The 18,762-nt window shown below is 57.3% G+C and carries 17 protein-coding genes and 1 pseudogene; 13 read left to right on the forward strand and 5 right to left on the reverse strand.

The window, feature by feature from the left end; all coding sequences use genetic code 11:
- Window positions 1–337: 337 nt before the first annotated feature.
- Window positions 338–2,887, reverse strand: coding sequence for a peptidoglycan glycosyltransferase/peptidoglycan DD-transpeptidase MrcA (mrcA, locus tag ACR8BN_RS01970; RefSeq protein ID WP_022624040.1), 2,550 nt, complete (start codon window positions 2,885–2,887; stop codon window positions 338–340).
- Between the two features lie 116 nt (window positions 2,888–3,003).
- Between mrcA and pilM the strand changes: the two genes are divergently transcribed.
- Genes pilM through hofQ form a run of 5 tightly spaced genes read left to right on the forward strand, consistent with a single transcriptional unit; the run spans window position 3,004 to window position 6,428 of the window.
- Complete coding sequence (gene pilM, locus ACR8BN_RS01975) at window positions 3,004–3,810, forward strand: type IV pilus biogenesis protein PilM (RefSeq protein ID WP_039388934.1); 807 nt, start codon at window positions 3,004–3,006, stop codon at window positions 3,808–3,810.
- Window positions 3,810–4,352: a PilN domain-containing protein gene (locus ACR8BN_RS01980; RefSeq protein ID WP_083070478.1), complete on the forward strand. Its 543-nt coding sequence runs from the start codon at window positions 3,810–3,812 to the stop codon at window positions 4,350–4,352. The genes pilM and ACR8BN_RS01980 overlap by 1 nt, the downstream gene beginning before the upstream one ends.
- Entirely contained in the window at window positions 4,345–4,845 is a 501-nt protein-coding gene (locus tag ACR8BN_RS01985) for a hypothetical protein (protein ID WP_193585295.1), read from the forward strand. The genes ACR8BN_RS01980 and ACR8BN_RS01985 overlap by 8 nt, the downstream gene beginning before the upstream one ends.
- The gene (locus tag ACR8BN_RS01990; RefSeq protein ID WP_069025451.1) at window positions 4,835–5,218 is read left to right on the forward strand and encodes a HofP DNA utilization family protein; all 384 of its coding nucleotides are present in this window, start codon (window positions 4,835–4,837) and stop codon (window positions 5,216–5,218) included. The genes ACR8BN_RS01985 and ACR8BN_RS01990 overlap by 11 nt, the downstream gene beginning before the upstream one ends.
- A complete protein-coding gene (gene hofQ, locus ACR8BN_RS01995) occupies window positions 5,157–6,428 on the forward strand; it encodes a DNA uptake porin HofQ (protein WP_115387115.1) in 1,272 nt (423 codons plus the stop codon). The genes ACR8BN_RS01990 and hofQ overlap by 62 nt, the downstream gene beginning before the upstream one ends.
- A gap of 91 nt (window positions 6,429–6,519) precedes the next feature.
- On the opposite strand, the gene ACR8BN_RS02000 is transcribed toward hofQ, so the two are convergent.
- On the reverse strand, window positions 6,520–6,693 hold the full coding sequence (locus tag ACR8BN_RS02000; RefSeq protein ID WP_223265993.1) for a hypothetical protein: 174 nt from the start codon (window positions 6,691–6,693) through the stop codon (window positions 6,520–6,522).
- Window positions 6,694–6,790: 97 nt separating this feature from the next.
- Here ACR8BN_RS02000 and aroK point away from each other — a divergent pair.
- From aroK to trpS, 7 genes and pseudogenes are all read left to right on the forward strand, one after another.
- Window positions 6,791–7,303, forward strand: a pseudogene (aroK, locus tag ACR8BN_RS02005) (shikimate kinase AroK); the annotation flags it as partial.
- Window positions 7,304–7,349: 46 nt separating this feature from the next.
- Entirely contained in the window at window positions 7,350–8,438 is a 1,089-nt protein-coding gene (gene aroB / locus ACR8BN_RS02010; RefSeq protein WP_434747293.1) for a 3-dehydroquinate synthase, read from the forward strand.
- A 72-nt stretch (window positions 8,439–8,510) separates the two neighbouring features.
- Window positions 8,511–9,563 carry an SPOR domain-containing protein gene (locus tag ACR8BN_RS02015; protein ID WP_434747294.1) on the forward strand — a complete coding sequence of 351 codons (1,053 nt, stop codon included), beginning with the start codon at window positions 8,511–8,513 and terminating at the stop codon, window positions 9,561–9,563.
- Between the two features lie 93 nt (window positions 9,564–9,656).
- Window positions 9,657–10,472: an adenine-specific DNA-methyltransferase gene (gene dam, locus ACR8BN_RS02020; protein WP_022624047.1), complete on the forward strand. Its 816-nt coding sequence runs from the start codon at window positions 9,657–9,659 to the stop codon at window positions 10,470–10,472.
- Window positions 10,473–10,539: 67 nt separating this feature from the next.
- Window positions 10,540–11,223: a ribulose-phosphate 3-epimerase gene (rpe, locus tag ACR8BN_RS02025; RefSeq protein WP_010253116.1), complete on the forward strand. Its 684-nt coding sequence runs from the start codon at window positions 10,540–10,542 to the stop codon at window positions 11,221–11,223.
- The gene (locus tag ACR8BN_RS02030) at window positions 11,207–11,884 is read left to right on the forward strand and encodes a phosphoglycolate phosphatase (RefSeq protein WP_031593903.1); all 678 of its coding nucleotides are present in this window, start codon (window positions 11,207–11,209) and stop codon (window positions 11,882–11,884) included. Before rpe ends, ACR8BN_RS02030 begins: the two co-directional genes overlap by 17 nt.
- A gap of 16 nt (window positions 11,885–11,900) precedes the next feature.
- Window positions 11,901–12,902 (forward strand): tryptophan--tRNA ligase, encoded by a 1,002-nt coding sequence (gene trpS, locus ACR8BN_RS02035; protein ID WP_143789917.1) that lies wholly within the window; start codon window positions 11,901–11,903, stop codon window positions 12,900–12,902.
- Between the two features lie 58 nt (window positions 12,903–12,960).
- Here the strand turns inward: trpS and cysG are convergent, their stop codons facing one another.
- From cysG to nirB, 3 genes are read right to left on the reverse strand one after another with little or no spacing between them, the layout of a single operon-like run.
- The gene (gene cysG / locus ACR8BN_RS02040; RefSeq protein WP_235764614.1) at window positions 12,961–14,325 is read right to left on the reverse strand and encodes a siroheme synthase CysG; all 1,365 of its coding nucleotides are present in this window, start codon (window positions 14,323–14,325) and stop codon (window positions 12,961–12,963) included.
- A gap of 45 nt (window positions 14,326–14,370) precedes the next feature.
- On the reverse strand, window positions 14,371–14,697 hold the full coding sequence (nirD, locus tag ACR8BN_RS02045) for a nitrite reductase small subunit NirD (RefSeq protein WP_064704155.1): 327 nt from the start codon (window positions 14,695–14,697) through the stop codon (window positions 14,371–14,373).
- Window positions 14,694–17,234 carry a nitrite reductase large subunit NirB gene (nirB, locus tag ACR8BN_RS02050; RefSeq protein WP_434747295.1) on the reverse strand — a complete coding sequence of 847 codons (2,541 nt, stop codon included), beginning with the start codon at window positions 17,232–17,234 and terminating at the stop codon, window positions 14,694–14,696. The genes nirD and nirB overlap by 4 nt, the downstream gene beginning before the upstream one ends.
- 217 nt (window positions 17,235–17,451) lie before the next feature.
- Here nirB and ACR8BN_RS02055 point away from each other — a divergent pair, with 217 nt between their 5' ends.
- A complete protein-coding gene (locus ACR8BN_RS02055; RefSeq protein WP_424998997.1) occupies window positions 17,452–18,729 on the forward strand; it encodes a cytosine deaminase in 1,278 nt (425 codons plus the stop codon).
- Window positions 18,730–18,762: the final 33 nt, after the last annotated feature.

Raw genomic sequence — 18,762 nt, forward strand, 5'->3', positions numbered from 1 at the left:
TGCCAATAACTATGTTTGCTGACACCAGGGAAGACTAAGCTAATCATAGTGATATAATAACTATATTCTTTTTTAGGTTCACTTTCTGAATCGCTTCATACACATTGCTTTATATTATCTGACTGATTTAATGCCGATCGCTCAGGATGATCGGCATTTTCCTCAGCAACAAATGATGATCTCTCTCCGGCTTTTACCTTTCTTTTTCCCCATCCCAGTTGACTAAGTCGCTCAGGCACGAAAAGTATCGCGTGTTTCATCAGGATAAGCGGGCCGATAAAAAAGGCTGATCACTTCAGGTGACCAGCCTCAGATATTTCACATTGCAGATATCACATCAGAACAGCTCGTGACTCTCACCGTTATCCATAATGGTGGTACCCACATCATGAACCGAATATTCGGTTGGCTGGGTGCCATTGATGAAGTACTCCTGACGGGTGTTACCCCCACCATTTGCCAGCTTGCCAGTGCTGCGATCGATAGTGACGGTGACCACGCCATCCGGCGGCGTTAACGGCTGCACCGGTACACCATCCAGCGCACTCTTCATGTACTCATCCCATGCCGGTTGCGCGCTCTTGGCACCCCCTTCATAGCCCGAAATCTGATCGGGAATGGCGCCGGAGAGCGTGCTGCGGCCCAGATTGCGGCGCGCATCATCAAAGCCGATCCAGACTGAGGTGACCACGCCAGGGCCGTAACCCGAGAACCAGGCATCTTTCGAGCTGTTAGTGGTACCGGTTTTACCGCCGATATCATTACGCTTGAGGTCACGCCCGGCACGCCAGCCGGTTCCCATCCAGCCCGGTTCGCCAAAGATGTTACTGTTCAGCGCGCTCTTGATCAGGAAGGTGAGCGGGGTGTTGATCACGTGGGGTGCATATTGCTGCTCACCCTGTTGTGCCTGAGCGGGAACCTGCTCCAGTTCAGGCTGAGGAACGGCCTGATTCTGGTTGTTATTTGAGGCAGCAACGTTCTCGACGCTCTCTTCATTCAGAGCCAGCGCTTTTTTGGTCTCGCCGTAAATCACCGGCAGATTGCACTGCGGGCAGGCGATCTTCGGTTTCTCTTCAAACACGAGGCCGCCCTGTTCGTTCTCAATCCGGGTGATGAAGTAAGGATCGACCAGGAAGCCGCCATTCGCCATCACGGAGTAGCCGCGCACCACCTGTAACGGGGTAAACGAGGCCGCACCTAATGCCAGCGATTCAGTATGAACAATGTTCTGCGCCGGGAAACCAAAGCGCTGCAGATACTCCGCGGCGTAATCCACGCCCATCGCACGCATCGCACGCACCATCACCACGTTTTTCGACTGGCCTAAACCCTGACGCAGGCGAATCGGACCATCGTAAGTTGGCGGGGAGTTCTTGGGACGCCAGTCAGCACCCGCACCCGCATCCCAGCGTGAAATCGGCACATCGTTAAGGATTGAGGCGAGCGTCAGCCCGCGATCCATTGCGGCGGTATAGAGGAAAGGCTTGATGTTAGAGCCGACCTGACGCAGCGCCTGGGTCGCACGGTTAAACATGCTCTGGTTAAAGGCAAAGCCGCCTACCAGCGCGCGCACCGCACCATCATTCGGATCCAGCGAGACCAGCGCCGAGTTCACATCCGGCACCTGGCCCAGCCACCACTCATCACCCACTTTGCGCACCCAGATCTGCTGGCCGGCCTGCAATACCTGCGTCACGCTTTTCGGCGTCGGGCCCTGCACGGTGTCAGACTTATAAGGACGCGCCCAGCGCACACCGGCTAATGCCAGCGACACATTGCTGCCATCTTTCAGCATCACGGTCGCTTCATCGCTGCGCGCTTCCGTTACGACTGCCGGATTGAGCGGACCGTAGACCGGCAGCGTCTTCAGCGCTTTTTCAATCTTCGTCTGATCCCAGGCCGGTTCACCCACTTTCCACAGCACGCTGGTCGGGCCGCGATAGCCATGACGCATATCGTAGGCCATGACGTTATTGCGAACGGAGGTCTGCGCGGCTTCCTGCAGGCGACGGGTTACGGTGGTGTAGACCTTGTAACCGTCGGTGTAGGCATTCTCACCGTAGCGTTTCACCATCTCCTGACGCACCATCTCGCTGAGATAGGGGGCAGAGAAAGCGATTTCCGGGCCGTGATACTTCGCTACCAGCGGCGTATTACGCGCCTCATCATACTGCTGCTGCGTGATGTAATGCTGATCCAGCATACGCGCCAGCACCACGTTGCGACGCGACAGGGCACGACTCGGTGAGTAAAGCGGGTTAAAGGTGGAAGGGGCTTTCGGCAGACCGGCAATCATCGCCATCTCACTCAGCGACAGCTGGTCAACCGGCTTACCAAAATAGACCTGTGAGGCTGCGCCGACGCCATAAGCACGGTAGCCGAGGTAGATCTTATTCAGGTAGAGCTCAAGGATTTCATCTTTGTTCAGCAACTGCTCAATGCGGATCGCCAGGAACGCTTCCTTTATTTTACGCATCAGGGTGCGTTCCGGGCTCAGGAAGAAGTTACGGGCCAGCTGCTGAGTGATAGTACTGGCACCCTGCGAGGCGTGACCGGAGACCAGCGCAACGCTGGCCGCACGGAAAATACCCACCGGATCAACACCATGGTGCTCATAAAAACGGCTATCTTCGGTCGCAATAAACGCTTTCACCATCACAGGTGGCACTTGCTGCAGAGTCAAAGGAATACGGCGCATTTCGCCATACTGGGCGATCAGATCGCCATCGGCGCTGTAAACCTGCATAGGGGTTTGCAGACGCACATCTTTCAGCGTGTTTACGTCGGGCAGCTGTGGCTCTATGTATTTGTATAAACCATAAATCGAGCCAGCTCCCAACAGGATGCAACACACTGCAAGGATCAATAAATACTTTACGAACTTCACCTGGAATTTCCCATCTGTTGTCGTTTGAGCAGTTTATAAACAACCGCGCGGTAGTATAAAGGCAAGCCAGACGCTTTGATATGTCCATTTTCCCGGACGATAAGGAGATCGCGCGTATGGCTTTTCATACCTGGCAAATTGGGCTGGATATTCAGAATAGGCAGATTTGCGCCCTGGCCCTCCAGCCGCGTCGTGATGGCTGGCAGCTACGCCACTGGTGGCAGCAGCGGCTGCCGCAAGATACGTTAAGAAACGGCGTGCTGCAATCTTCGCCTGAATTACTGGCGGCCTTAACGACCTGGCGTCAGCGATTGCCACGCCGTTATTCGCTGCGGGTCGGACTGCCAGCCCAGCTGGTGCTGCAGCGCCAGCTTCCCCTTCCCGCGCAGTCGCTGAATGAGCCCGCGCTGGGGCACTACGTGCAGGCGGCCGCACGCCGTCTCTTTCCGCTGGAGCCTACTGCGCTGGCGCTGGATTACCGGCCGGATGCGCAGAGCGGTCAGCTCTGCGTCACGGCAGCGCGGCTGGAGATTATCGACCAGTGGGCGGCCCCCCTGTTGCAGGCGGGTTTAAAGCCGCAGGTGTTCGAACTGACCACCGAGGCGCTGAAGCGGTTAGCCCGCCAGGCAGCGCTGCAGGACGATGCGGTGCTGGTTCTGCAGCAGGATAACCGCTGGCTCTGGAGCGATGCGCACACCGCTGCTGACACAGGCGAAGCCGCCACGCTGGAGGCACTGCAACAGCAGGCCTTTCCCGGGACTCGCTCTGTCGCCTGGTGTACCGCAGAGCAGACGCCGTTGCCCGCAGACGTTAGCGCGTTTTCCCCTTTTGATCTGTTTCGTTATAAGCAGCCACCTTTGCCGGAGAATCCGGGCGCTTTTGCGCTGGCGGCCGGGCTGGCGCTGCGCGACGGAGATGAGTGATGGTCGCGGTTAATCTGCTGCCCTGGCGGCAGCGCCGTCGGCAACAGCAGCGGCGACAGAGCCTGATCATGCTGTCACTGGCGATGGGCACCCTGTTACTGGTGGTGATGCAGCAAACCTGGCGGATCCATCAGATGCGTCAGCAGGTGGCGCAGGCGAGCAGGGCGCAGCAGCAGGCGCTGGAAAGCCTGGGGCAGCAGTTAGCGCAACAGAAGCAGTTACTGGAGCAGCTCGCGGTCGTGCAAAAACAGCAGGCCAGGCATCGCCAGCAGGCTGCACAACTGGCCGCCTGGCAGCAGTTCTGGCTCGATTTACCCGCGTTACTGCCCGACACCGCCTGGCTGACCCGGCTGGAGAAGCGCGACAACCGTCTGACACTGGAGGGGCGGGCGCAGGATATCGCGGCAGTCCGACAGTTCCGCCAGCAGTTAACCACCGTGGCCCTGTTTGGTCAGGTGACGCAGGGCGGGGTTAAGCGTCAGGCTGATGGCCATTATCGGTTTTCACTGCGGGCAGAGATGCAGGAGGTGAACAGTGAGTGAATGGTGGGATCGCTGGTGGCAGATGGCCGCTATTGCGCGCTATGGCTCGCTCACCGCGCTCTTATCCGGTCTGCTGCTGCTCTCCTGGATCCTGTGGTTACGGCCACAGCAGCAGGCGCTAATTGCTGAACAGCAGAGGCTGTTGCAGTTGACCCGCACTCTGCAGCTGCGTCAGCACCAGTGGCGTCAGAACCCTGATAATGCGCAGTTGCAGTTGCAGTTGCAGCTGCAGTCGATGCAGATGGCGAGATCAGCATCTGCATCGGGCCGTGCAGTGGAAGAGATCCTGGCGGCACGCCGTAACCAGCTGGAAGAGTGGCAGCCGGACGCCCCCTCACGCATGCTGACGCTGCATCTGCAGTGGCCGGCGTTCCAGTCGCTTTTTGCCGAGCTTGCCCAGGCCTCCGCACCGTTTCCGGTGCATTTCCAGCTGCTGGCGCAGCCGCAGTACCTGGAGGCTCAACTCTGGCTGGAACCTGACGATGCGCCATAGTCTGCTGATTTTACTGTTGTGCTGTAGCGGCGTACTGGCGCGCGATCCGTTCCGGCCTGTTGCCGGTTCCGTCTGTGAGGCATCAGTGGAACCGCTCACCGACTGGCGTCTGCAGGGGATCATTGGCCGGGAGGCGCATTTCCATGCCTGGCTGCTGACCCCGCAGGGAGAGAGCGTTACGGCCCGCACCGGCAAGCCATTTCCATTCGCACCCTGGCAACTGGCGGATATGACTCGCCGCAGCCTCACCTTAGCGGTGCCGAATAGCTGCAACGCACAACAGGCCGTATTTTATTTAAAAGGACGTTCGCATGATAAGGATAACCACTCTGCTGCTACTACTAAGCTGCCTGCTGCCGGTTTACGCCGCTGATGAGGAGCCTCTCAGTCTGACTTTTGATAACGCACCGGTAGAGCGTATTTTGCAGGCGCTGGCTGACTATCAGCAGATCAATCTGATGATTGCGCCAGAGGTTGAAGGTTCGTTATCGCTGCGGCTGGATAATCTGCCCTGGCATCAGGCGCTCGACCTGGTGGCGCGCATGGCAAAGCTGACGCTGGTTGAACAGGATAATGTCCTGCTGGTCTATCCGGAAAGCTGGCAGCAGGCTCAGCAGCAGGCACGTGAGGCTGAGCAGCAGCTACAGTTGCAGCAGGTTCCTTTGCAACAGCGCGCTGTGATATTGCGTTATGCCAGCGCCAGCGAGGTGTATGCCAGCCTGCTGAGTGAGCGTCAGTCGCTGATGACGCCGCGCGGTAGCGTGACGGTCGACAAACGCACCAACGCATTGTTACTGCGCGATACTGCGGCGGCTTTGAAAGAGACGGAGCGCTGGATACGGGCGCTGGATCTGCCACTGGAACAGATTGAACTGTCAGCCCACATCGTCACTATCAGCGAGGAGCATCTGCAGGAGCTGGGGGTGAAGTGGGGATTGCAGGCGGGGGACGCCGCCGTAACTGATATTCTGCATCATCCCCGGCTGGATGTTCCGCTGGCGGTGAGTTCACCCGGCATCAGCGTGGGTATGGCGCTGGCGCGCATCGGGGGGCAGCTTCTGGATCTGGAGTTAAGTGCGCTGGAGCAGGAGAACCAGATTGAAATCATCGCCAGTCCGCGTCTCTTTACCTCACATCAGCAGACCGCTTCGATTAAACAGGGCACAGAAATTCCTTATGAGGTGTCGGCAGGAAACAGCGGTGCCACCAGTATTGAGTTTAAAGAAGCGGTGCTGGGTATGGAGGTGACACCGACGATTTCCGGCAATGGCCGCATCCAGCTGAAGATTCATATCAGTCAGAATATGCCGGGTCGCAGCATCAGAGCCGGCGATAGCGACATATTATCCATTGATAAACAGGAAATTGAGACTCAGGTCACGGTCAGTGACGGGCAAACACTGGCGTTAGGCGGTATCTTTCAACAGCAGCGCACCCGCGGACAGAATCAGGTGCCGCTACTGGGTAATGTACCGTTGATTGGCGGGTTGTTTCGCCAGCAATCTGATCAGCGCAAAAAAAGAGAGCTGGTGATCTTCATTACGCCGCGATTGGTCAGGGAAGCAGCGCTTACGGCTGGATAAAACGGAAAATGCGTCCCTTAAGGCCATCTGCGTTGACGCAGGAGAGGAATTAGCTTACAAGGTTTAGCGATTTTCAATACGGTGTAACCGTCTATGCTGGGTAAATCCCGGCAAACAGATCAGAAAACTCCTCTGTACGCAGCGTTGTAAAGACGCAGCGCTGGCGCGTTACAGTTTCGCGAACACAGGCCAATTCAGAAATGGATGTGCTGAAGGCAATATAATCGGTTGCCAAACAGCCTTGAGTGTTGAGATAATTTTTCATCTGACTCTTGCTAACGCTCATGAGGTCTCAGTTCCTGTCCCGCCAGCAAATGCTGAACGCGGGGTATCATTAACGAATTCTTAGTAATACCGACAAAATGGCAGAGAAACGCAATATCTTTCTGGTTGGGCCGATGGGTGCCGGCAAAAGCACTATTGGCCGTCAGTTGGCTCAGCAACTCAACATGGAGTTCTTCGATTCCGATCAGGAAATTGAGCGACGCACCGGAGCGGATGTGGGCTGGGTTTTTGATGTCGAAGGCGAAGCTGGCTTTCGCGATCGCGAAGAAAAAATCATTAACGAACTGACCGAGAAGCAAGGCATCGTCCTGGCGACAGGCGGTGGTTCCGTCAAATCCCGGGAAACGCGTAATCGTCTCTCCGCCCGCGGTGTTGTGGTTTATCTTGAAACCACCATCGAGAAGCAACTGGCGCGCACCCAACGTGACAAAAAACGTCCGTTGCTGCAGGTGGATTCACCGCCGCGTGAAGTGCTCGAAGCGCTGGCTGGCGAACGTAACCCGCTCTACGAAGAGATCGCCGATGTAACCATTCGCACAGATGATCAGAGTGCGAAAGTGGTGGCGAATCAGATTATCCACATGTTGGAAAAAGTTGATCCAACGTTCGAAGGCTCCTTAACAGGTATCGGGCATCATGGAGAAGATCACCGTCTCACTGGGGGAACGCAGTTACCCCATCACTATCGCTGCCGGACTGTTTAACGATCCGGCTTCTTTTTGGCCGCTAACCGCGGGCGAAAACGCCATGGTGGTGACAAACCAGACGCTGGCTCCGCTTTATCTTGACCAGCTGACGGCGCTGCTGACGGCGGCAGGTGTAAAAGTGGATCAGGTGATCTTACCCGACGGCGAGCAATATAAGACGCTGGCCGTGATGGATCAGGTTTTTACCGCGCTCCTGCAAAAGCCGCACGGTCGTGATACGACGCTTATCGCCTTAGGCGGCGGCGTTATTGGCGATCTTACCGGTTTTGCTGCGGCCAGTTATCAGCGTGGCGTACGCTTTATTCAGGTACCAACCACCTTACTGTCGCAGGTCGACTCTTCGGTTGGCGGCAAAACGGCCGTTAACCATCCGCTGGGCAAAAACATGATCGGCGCGTTTTATCAACCCGCGTCGGTGGTGATTGATACTGCCTGTCTGCAGACGCTGCCCGCGCGCGAACTGGCGTCGGGTCTGGCGGAAGTGATTAAGTACGGCATCATCCTCGACGGTGCGTTTTTCCAGTGGCTGGAGCAGAATCTTGATGCCCTGCTGGCGCTGGATGAACAGGCGCTGGCGTACTGCATTCGTCGCTGCTGTGAACTGAAAGCCGAAGTCGTGGCCGCCGATGAGCGTGAAAACGGTCAGCGGGCGTTGCTGAATCTGGGCCATACTTTTGGTCATGCGATTGAAGCACATATGGGCTATGGCAACTGGCTGCACGGTGAAGCGATTGCAGCGGGCATGGTGATGGCGGCATGCACGGCTGAACGCCTGGGGCAGTTCCAGGCGCAGGAGACGGACCGCATTATTGCCCTGTTCCTGCGTGCCGGTTTGCCGGTGCATGGGCCGGAGGCGATGAGTGCGGAGATGTATCTGCCGCACATGATGCGCGATAAGAAAGTTCTGGCGGGCGAATTGCGGCTGGTACTCCCGCTGTCGATTGGCCGCTCTGAAGTGCGTGGTGGCGTGGCACATGATATGGTGCTGGCTGCAATTAATGATTGTCAGCAATCCTGAGATTAAGCAGTTGAGTGGTGACGCGGCGCGCAGGGTGCGCAGTGCGGAATGCCGCTTTACGGAGGAGGCAAAATGGATGAGTTTAAACCGGAAGATGAGTTAAAACCTGACGCCAGCGATCGCCGTCCCTCGCGCCCTCGTAAGTCGTCTCCCGCAGCCAAAATACCGGTTTCGCGCCAGCGCATCATGATGGGTGTCGGGATCCTGGTTCTGCTGTTACTGGTACTGGGTATTGGTTCAGCGCTGAATGGCCCGGATGAGAAAAAACCAGCTACTGCGGGCAATACGCCTGCCGCTGGCGGTGGTTCCGGCAGCGAGAAGAACATCGACCTGGCCGGCTCCTCTTCCATGTCAGGTGGACAGACGACGCCGACAGGCGAGCAGACCACGCCAGCTACCAGCGAAAATAACGCGGCGACCAGCGGTAATGCTGCATCTGACCCGCAGCGCGACGTCTCAATGCCGCCTGTGGCTTCAACACCTACGCAGGCAGCCCCTGTTGAGACGCCAGCGAATCAGCAGCGTGTCACGCTGCCGGGCGATCTCAACAGCGCGCTGAGTAATCAGCAGCAGCAGGTCGACAGTGCCGCGGTGGGCACGCAGGGTGGCAGTTCACTGCCAACGGCGCCTGCCACGGTCAGCGGCAATGCCGGAACGGCTGCGAATCCGGTTACGGCCCCTGCAGGCCGTCAGACGCCAAACAAATCAAACGGTTCTGCCCGTCCGGCGCACGATTCATCGCATAAAACTGCCTCGAAGCCTGCAACCCGTGACAGCAAAACGCATACCACGCCAGCACGTACGCCAGCCCCTTCTGCTCCGGCCACTGCGGCGGCAGGCAGCAGTTCAGCCAGCAAATCATTGCCCGGCGGCAGCTATACCCTGCAGCTGAGCGGTGCATCGAAGGCGGAAAGCCTGAATGCCTGGGCTAAGCAGCAGAATCTGAGTGGGTATCACGTCTACAAAACCACCCGTAACGGTCAGCCGTGGTACGTGCTGGTGAGTGGTTCCTATGCCACACCGGCTGATGCCAAACGCGCGGTAGCCTCACTGCCTGCCGAAGTGCGTGCGAAGAACCCGTGGGTTAAACCAGTAAGCCAGGTGAAGAAAGAAGCCAGCCAATAGCGGATGTGGGGCCAGTTTCTGGCCCCGTTTTAAGCGCAGATCTGCTGTCGGTCCAGCCACAGCCTCACAATAAGATGTAATAACCACGACAGCATGAAAAAAAATCGCGCTTTCCTGAAATGGGCAGGGGGAAAATTTCCCTTAGTAGAAGAGATCCATCGCCATCTGCCGCAAGGCGACTGTCTGGTAGAACCCTTTGTTGGCGCGGGTTCAGTGTTTCTGAACACTGAATTTGATCGCTACCATCTGGCCGATATCAACAGTGACCTGATTAATCTCTATAACATTGTTAAAACGCGCACGGCGGATTTCATCCGTGACGCGCAGCTGCTGTTTACGCCGGAAAGTAACAACGAGATCTGTTATTACCAGCGTCGCACCGAATTTAACACCAGCACCGACGCCTACCTGCGCGCGCTGTTGTTCCTCTATCTGAACCGTCACTGTTACAACGGCCTCTGTCGCTATAACCTGCGTGGCGAGTTCAACGTGCCGTTTGGCCGCTATCGTAAACCCTACTTTCCGGAAGCAGAACTGTTATGGTTTGCCGAGCGTGCGCAAAAAGCGACGTTTGTCTGTGAATCGTACGATGTTACCCTGACCAATGCCGGTAAAGGCTCGGTAGTCTATTGCGATCCGCCTTATGCGCCGCTGTCGGCAACGGCCAATTTCACGGCTTATCACACCAACAGCTTCAGCCTGCGTGAGCAGGAGAACCTGGCGGCGTTAGCGGCAAAGCTGGCTTCGTCGGAGAACCGGATTCCGGTACTGATTTCTAACCACGACACTGCACTGACGCGTTTATGGTATCAGGATGCAGAGTTACATGTGGTCAAAGCCCGGCGTTCTATCAGCCGAAGCATAACGGGTCGCACCAAGGTCGACGAACTGCTGGCACTTTATAGCTAGTCTGTTTCGTCCGCGACCAACGCATTACGCCAGCCTGCGTGCTGGCGCACAACAGTGGGAGAATCGGATGAAACAATATTTGCTGGCCCCTTCAATCCTTTCGGCGGACTTTGCTCGCCTGGGCGAAGACACAGCCAAAGCGCTGGCGGCCGGAGGTGACGTGGTTCACTTCGACGTGATGGACAACCACTACGTGCCTAATCTGACCATGGGTCCGATGGTGCTGAAAGCACTGCGCGACTATGGCATCACTGCCCCCATCGATGTGCATCTGATGGTGAAGCCGGTAGATGCGCTGATCCCTGATTTCGCCAAAGCGGGTGCCACCTACATCACCTTTCATCCCGAAGCCAGCGAACACGTTGACCGCACCCTGCAAATCATTAAAGAGCATGGCTGCAAAGCGGGTCTGGTGTTTAACCCGGCGACCCCGCTGAGCTACCTCGATTACGTCATGGATAAGCTGGATATCATTCTGCTGATGTCAGTGAACCCCGGCTTTGGCGGTCAGTCATTTATTCCTGGCACACTGGATAAACTGCGTGAAGCGCGCAGGCGTATCGATCAGAGCGGTTACAGCATTCGTCTTGAAGTGGATGGCGGCGTGAAGATCGACAATATTGGCCAGATTGCCGCCGCTGGTGCCGACATGTTTGTCGCCGGTTCCGCGATCTTCGGTCACCCTGACTATAAAAAAGTGATCGACGATATGCGCAACGAACTGGAGAAGGCCAATGGCTCATTTCACTGATATTCGTGCGCTGGCGTTTGATCTTGATGGGACACTGGTGGATAGCGCACCCGGCCTGGCCGATGCGATTGATCGCACGCTGAACGATCTCCGTCTGCCGCAGGCGGGCCTTGAGCGTGTCTCAACCTGGATTGGCAACGGAGCGGATATCATGATGGCCCGTGCGCTGACCTTCGCGCTGGGCCGTGAGCCGCAGCCGGAAGAGCAGCGTGATGCGCGGGCGCTGTTTGACCGGCATTATGCCGATACCGTGGATGCAGGCAGTACGCTGTTTCCACAGGTAAAGCAGACGCTGGCCGCATTAAAGGCTGCCGGGCTGCCGATGGCGATAGTCACCAACAAGCCGACGCCGTTTGTGGCACCGCTACTGGATTCGCTTGGCATTGCTGATGCGTTTTCGCTGATTATCGGTGGCGACGATGTGCCGGTTAAAAAACCGCATCCTGCGGCAATCTTTATGGTGCTGGGTACCTTTGGTGTGTTGCCGAATGAGTTGCTGTTTGTCGGCGACTCACGCAATGATATCCAGGCGGCACAGGCGGCGGGCGTACCCAATATCGGCATGACCTTTGGCTATAACTATGGCGAGCCGATTGCCACCAGCCAGCCCGATTTAACCCTCGACTCTTTCGACGAACTTTTGCCCGCTCTGGGGCTGTAAATATCAGGACTTAAGTATGAAACCCATCGTTTTCAGCGGCGCACAGCCGTCCGGCGAACTGACCATTGGCAACTATATGGGAGCGCTGCGTCAGTGGGTGCAGATGCAGGATGATTTCCACTGCATTTATTGCATCGTTGATCTGCACGCGATCACCGTGCGTCAGGATCCTGTTGCACTGCGTAAAGCGACGCTGGACACGCTGGCGCTCTATCTGGCCTGTGGTATCGACCCGCAAAAAAGCACCATCTTTGTTCAGTCGCATGTGCCAGAGCACACGCAGCTGAGCTGGATCCTGAACTGCTACGCCTACTTCGGTGAACTGAGCCGCATGACGCAGTTCAAGGATAAATCAGCGCGTTACGAAGAGAACATCAACGCCGGTCTGTTCGACTATCCGGTGCTGATGGCGGCTGACATTCTGCTCTATCAGACCAACCAGGTGCCGGTGGGTGAAGATCAGAAGCAGCATCTGGAGCTGAGCCGCGATATCGCGCATCGCTTCAATGCGATTTATGGCGATATCTTCCGGGTGCCAGAGCCGTTCATTCCGAAGTCTGGCGCACGCGTGATGTCGCTGCTGGAACCGACGAAGAAGATGTCCAAGTCTGACGATAACCGCAATAACGTGATCGGCCTGCTGGAAGATCCGAAAGCGGTCGTGAAGAAGATTAAACGCGCCGTCACCGATTCTGAAGAGCCGCCAGTGGTGCGCTACGACATCAAAGAGAAAGCAGGCGTCTCTAACCTGCTGGATATTCTGTCGGGCGTGACCGGTAAAACCATCGCCGAGCTGGAGCTGGAGTTCGAAGGCAAGATGTATGGCCACCTGAAAGGCGCAGTAGCCGATGCCGTGTCGGGTATGCTCTCTGAGCTGCAGGAGCGTTATCACAGCTTCCGCAACGATGAGGCACTGCTGGAGCAGGTGATGCGTGATGGCGCGGCCAAAGCACGCGCACAGGCACAGGAAACGCTAAAGAAGGTCTATCAGGCGGTAGGCTTTGTCGCGATGCCGTAATGGCTGAGCAGACAACCAGGACGGCGGGCATTGTGCCCGCCGTTTTTATTTGCAGGACTCAGAACCAGCGCAGGCTGCCACGCAGACTCACCACGCTGCCGATGATCATCAGGCTGGGACTGGTTACCTGACCGGCTAACGCTTCCAGCTCGCTCAGTGTCCCGGTGACCACGCGTTGACGCGTAGTGGTGCCGTTTTCCACCAGCGCCACCGGCATATCGCTGCGCATACCGTGCTTTATCAGCTGCTGCTGAATCTCGCCGGCCTGCGTGAGCCCCATATAAAAGACCAGCGTCTGCTGTTCCGCCGCCAGCGTCTGCCAGGCGAGCGTGCCCTCTTTCTGCAGATGTCCGGTAACCAGTCTGACACTCTGCGCATGATCGCGGTGGGTCAGGGGAATACCGCTGTAAGCTGCACAGCCCGATGCGGCGGTGATCCCCGGCACCACGCTGAACGGAATCTGCAGCTGCGCCAGCGCTTCCAGCTCTTCACCGCCGCGACCAAAGATAAAGGGATCGCCGCCTTTCAGCCGCACTACGCGTTTTCCCCGCTGCGCCTGTTCGCAGAGCAGCTGGTTGATCTCATCCTGCGGCACGCAGTGATGTCCGGCGCGTTTCCCGACAAAAATGCGCTCGGCATCGCGGCGCACCAGATTCAGGATCTCATCAGAGACCAGCCGGTCATAGACGATGACGTCTGCCTGCTGGATTAGCTGTAAGCCTTTCAGGGTCAGTAATCCGGCATCACCCGGACCGGCACCGACCAGCGCCACTTCACCCTGTTGGCGAAGGTCAGACTTAAAGAGCTGGCCGGTAATCTGCTCCGCGCGTTCACTGTCGCCGTTGGCCAGCGTCTGGGCCAGCCGCTCGCTGTTAAAGAAGCGCTCCCAGAAGTGGCGGCGGGCACTGACAGAGCTGAACTGTTGTTTAACCCGCGTGCGCAGGGTGCCTGCCAGCTGCGCCAGCTGGCCAAGGTGTTGCGGCAGCATAGCCTCCAGCTTCTCCCGCAACAGGCGCGCCAGTACCGGCGCGCGTCCACCGGAAGAGACGGCGACCATCAGCGGGGAACGATCGATGATCGACGGCATAATGGCGCTGGCCTGCTGCGGCGCATCCACCAGGTTGCAGAAGATCTGCTGTTTTTCGGCGGCTTCAGCTACCTGCTGATTAACCGCATCGTCGCTGGTCGCGGCGACCACCAGCCAGCAGCCGGTGAGCCAGTGCGGATCAAACGCCCCTGGCAGCAGCGTGACGGTTTCCTGCTGCGCCCATTGCCGGAAGGCGGGGGAGAAATCAAGGGCACCGACCAGCAGTTCGGCGCCGGCCTCCAGCAGCAGGCGGGCTTTCCGCTCAGCCACGTCACCTGCGCCGACCAGCAGGCAGCGTCGGCCCTGCAGGCGGCAGAACAAGGGGAAGTAGTCCATCAGACGTCCTTAAAAAAGCCCGCGGAGGCGGGCTGTTGACGGGAGTTACAGGCAGACTTCGACCTGTCCGGCATTGACCCGCACCGGCCAGGCCGCCACGGAGCGCGTTTCATCCTCCATGCAGTAGCCATCGCTAAGACGGAAACGCTGCTTTTTCAGCGGGCTGGCAACCCAGAGCGCATCCTGATGTTCAGCAATAATGCCGCGTGACAGCACGCTGGCACCGGCAAAAGGATCGATATTGCTGATGGCATAGAGCTGCTCATCGTTGCGGGGACGGAAGATAGCAACCTGCTGGCCTCTGACCAGCGCGCAGACGCCCGTAGCGGGCAGGATCTGCGTCAGCGGACACACCGGATTCCACTGGCTCATGATTCGGTCTCCTCAATCAGGGTCACGGCAATGCGTTCATCGGCGCGTGCCGGGCGGTGCTGGTCGCGCTCCGCCACCCGCTGCACGCCAGGATCGCGCTGCGGCGAGTTGATAAAGTGGGCAAAGCGCGTCAGGTGATCCTTATCTTCCAGCGTCGCTTTCCATTCGCAGCTGACGCTGGTACGCAGGGCGGCCAGCTGCTGCTCCATCTGGCTGTTGAGGCCAAGTTTGTCATCCACGATCACCTTACGCAGATAGTCGATGCCGCCTTCCAGACTCTCCAGCCACAGCGAGGTGCGCTGCAGTTTGTCGGCGGTGCGGATATAGAACATCATGAAACGGTCGAGATAGGTGACCAGCGTCTGCTGATCGAGATCGGCCGCCAGCAGATCGCCATGGCGCGGTTTCATGCCGCCGTTGCCGCAGACGTAGAGGTTCCACCCTTTTTCCGTCGCGATAATGCCGACATCCTTGCCCTGTGCTTCCGCACATTCGCGGGTGCAGCCAGAGACGCCAAACTTCATCTTATGCGGCGTACGGATGCCTTTGTAGCGGTTCTCCAGCATCACGCCGAAGCCGAGGCTGTCACCCACGCCATAACGGCACCAGGCGCTGCCAACACAGGTTTTCGCCATCCGTAACGCCTTGGCGTAGGCCTGGCCGGTTTCAAATCCGGCGTCGATCAGCTGTGACCAGATGGCGGGCAGATCGTCTTTCTGCGCGCCAAACAGACCGATGCGCTGAGAGCCGGTAATTTTGGTGTAGAGCTGATAGCGCTCGGCGATCTCGCCAATCACTTTCAGTCCCTGAGGCGTGATTTCACCGCCGGGCGAGCGCGGGATCACCGAGTAGGTGCCATCTTTCTGGATGTTGCCAAGATAGAGGTCGTTGCTGTCCTGTAACGGCGCGTGCTGGGGCTTGAGCACATACTCATTCCAGCAGGAGGCGAGCAGTGAGCCAACCACCGGCTTGCACACTTCACAGCCGTAACCCTGACCATAGCGGGCCAGCAGTTCGTCAAAGGTTTTAATCTCCTCTACCTGAATCAGGTGATAAAGCTCCTGGCGTGACCAGGCGAAGTGGGCGCAAAGATGATTATTGACCTCAATGCCCTGACGGCTGAGTTCACTGTTGAGAACCTGGGTGATCAGTGGGATACAGCCACCGCAACCGGTGCCGGCACGGGTGCTGCTTTTCAGTGCTGCCACGGTATGACAGCCACCCTGAACCGCCTTAATGATGTCGCCTTTACTGACGTCAAAACAGGAGCAGATTTGTGCGGTATCAGGCAGAGAATCGACGCCGATGGCCGGTTTATCACCGCTGCCGGCTGGCAGAATCAGCGCTTCCGGATTAGCAGGCAGCGGAATACCATTCAGCACCAGCTGCAGCAGGTTGCCATAGTCGCTGGTGTCGCCCACCAGTACGGCACCCAGCAGGGTTTTCTGATCTTCACTGATAATCAGGCGTTTGTAGATCGATTTGCTCTCATCCAGCCAGACCACGCTGCGAGCGCCTGGCGTAGTGCCGCGCGCATCGCCAATGCCGCCGACATCGACACCCAGCAGCTTCAGTTTGGCGCTCATGTCCGCGCCGGTAAACGCATTGTCGCGGCCCAGCAGATGGTCGCTGGCGACCTGGGCCATTTTGTATCCCGGCGCCACCAGGCCATAGACACGATTCTGCCAGGCAGCGCACTCACCGATGGCGTAAATGGTGGGATCGCTGGTCCGGCACTGGTCATCAATGGCAATGCCGCCGCGCGGACCCAGTGCTAATCCACACTGCTTCGCCAGCTTGTCCTGCGGCCGGATACCGGTCGAGAAGACAATAAAATCGACCTCCAGCGCGCTGCCATCAGCAAACTGCAGCGTTTTGCCGCCGTGCTCGTGATGCACAATCTGTCGGGTATTTTTACCGGTATGGACCCGCACACCCATCTGCTCAATCTTGCGGCGTAACTGCTCACCGCCTTGCTGATCTAACTGCTCCGCCATCAGCACCGGCGCAAATTCAATAACGTGGGTTTCAATGCCCAGATTTTTCAGTGCGCCCGCCGCTTCCAGCCCCAGCAGGCCGCCGCCAATCACCGCACCGCGTTTGCTGCGGCGCGAACAGGCTTCGATGGCGTTGAGATCCTCGATGGTGCGATAGACAAAGCAGTCGCTGCCTTCAGCACCGTTGATTGGCGGGATCCACGGATAAGAGCCGGTGGCAAAAATCAGCGTATCGTAATGCACCGCGCGACCGGTACTGGAGTGAATGAGCTTCTCATCACGGTTGATCGTGATGGCGCGTTCACCCAGCAGCAGATTGACCTGATGTTTGTCGTAATAGCCTTCACGAACCAGCGACAATTCTTCAGCGGTGTGATGGGAAAAGTAGGCGGACAGGTGGACACGATCATAGGCGACACGGGGTTCTTCACAAAAGACGGTCAGCGAAAACTGGTCAGGTTCCGCTTTCTCTAGTAATTCTTCTATGAAGCGGTGGCCGACCATGCCGTTACCGATAACGACGACATTGTGCTTGCTCATTTTTGCCTCAAATTTGCGATATCTGCGGCTACAATAGCGCGCCGTTTCCGGCACTTATTGATATACATCAACCACGACGCCATATACCTATTAAGAGGTATATGGTTGATTTGAAATAATTTTTTCTGGTTCGGATAACCCGCTGATTATTCGGGCTTGCGGCGGGTCACCTGAATCGTGTTAGTTTTAAAACACAAAACCGGAAAAGGAGTCGGCAATGATGTCACCTAAGTGGATCAATAACGTGCGTTTACCCTGGCGGGATGGGTTATGGCAGATCGCCATCGCCGATGGCAAAATTGCCCGGCTCTCAGCCCAGCCGCAGCACGCTTCACCGGCGGATGAATCGCTGGACGGCGAGGGTGGCTTAGCCTGCGCGCCTTTTATTGAGCCGCATATTCATCTGGATACGACCCAGACCGCTGGCGAACCCGCGTGGAACCAGTCCGGGACGCTGTTTGAAGGCATTGAGCGCTGGGCTGAACGCAAAGCCATGCTCAGTCATGAAGATGTTAAGCGGCGGGCGATGCAGACGCTGAAGTGGCAGATTGCCAACGGCATTCAGTTTGTCCGTACCCATGTTGACGTTTCTGACCCGTCACTGACGGCGCTTAAAGCGATGCTGGAGCTAAAGGCAGAGATGGCGCCGTGGATCACTATCCAGATTGTTGCTTTTCCCCAGGAGGGCATTCTCTCTTATCCCAACGGTGAAGCGTTGCTGGAGGAGGCATTGCGGCTGGGCGCGGATGTGGTCGGCGCGATTCCGCATTACGAATTCACCCGTGAATATGGCGTTGAGTCGCTGCATAAAACCTTTGCGCTGGCTAACCGCTATGATCGGTTGATCGATGTTCACTGCGATGAGATCGATGATGAACAGTCGCGCTTTGTGGAAACCGTGGCGGCGCTGGCGCATCGCGATGGCAACGGCGCGCGCGTGACGGCCAGTCATACCACCGCGATGCACTCTTACAATGGCGCGTATACCTCACGACTGTTTCGACTGCTTAAGCTGTCGGGCATTAATTTTGTCGCGAATCCGCTGGTCAATATTCACCTGCAGGGCCGCTTTGATACCTACCCTAAGCGGCGCGGCATTACGCGGGTGAAAGAGATGCTGGAGGCGGAGATTAACGTCTGTTTCGGCCACGACGATGTGTTCGATCCCTGGTATCCGCTGGGCACCGCCAGCATGCTGCAGGTGCTGCATATGGGCTTACACGTCTGTCAGTTGATGGGCTATGAGCAGATTGATGCGGGTCTGGATCTGATTACGCATAACAGCGCGAAGTCGCTGCAGCTGTCAGGCTATGGCATTCAGACCGGTAACGATGCCAGTCTGATTATTCTGCCGGCAGAGAGTGGTTTTGATGCGGTAAGAAGGCAGGTTCCGGTGCGCTATTCACTGCGTCGCGGCATCGTGGTGGCAGAGACGAAGCCTGCAGAAAGCGAGATTTACTGGCGGGAGCGGGAGCGTATAGACTTCCGGCGTTAAACAGCAGGGCGGCGATCAATCGCCGCCCTGAAT

It is taken from the genome of Pantoea sp. Lu_F5_004 (genome assembly GCF_051136245.1).
GTDB classification, from domain to species: Bacteria; Pseudomonadota; Gammaproteobacteria; order Enterobacterales; family Enterobacteriaceae; genus Pantoea; species Pantoea agglomerans.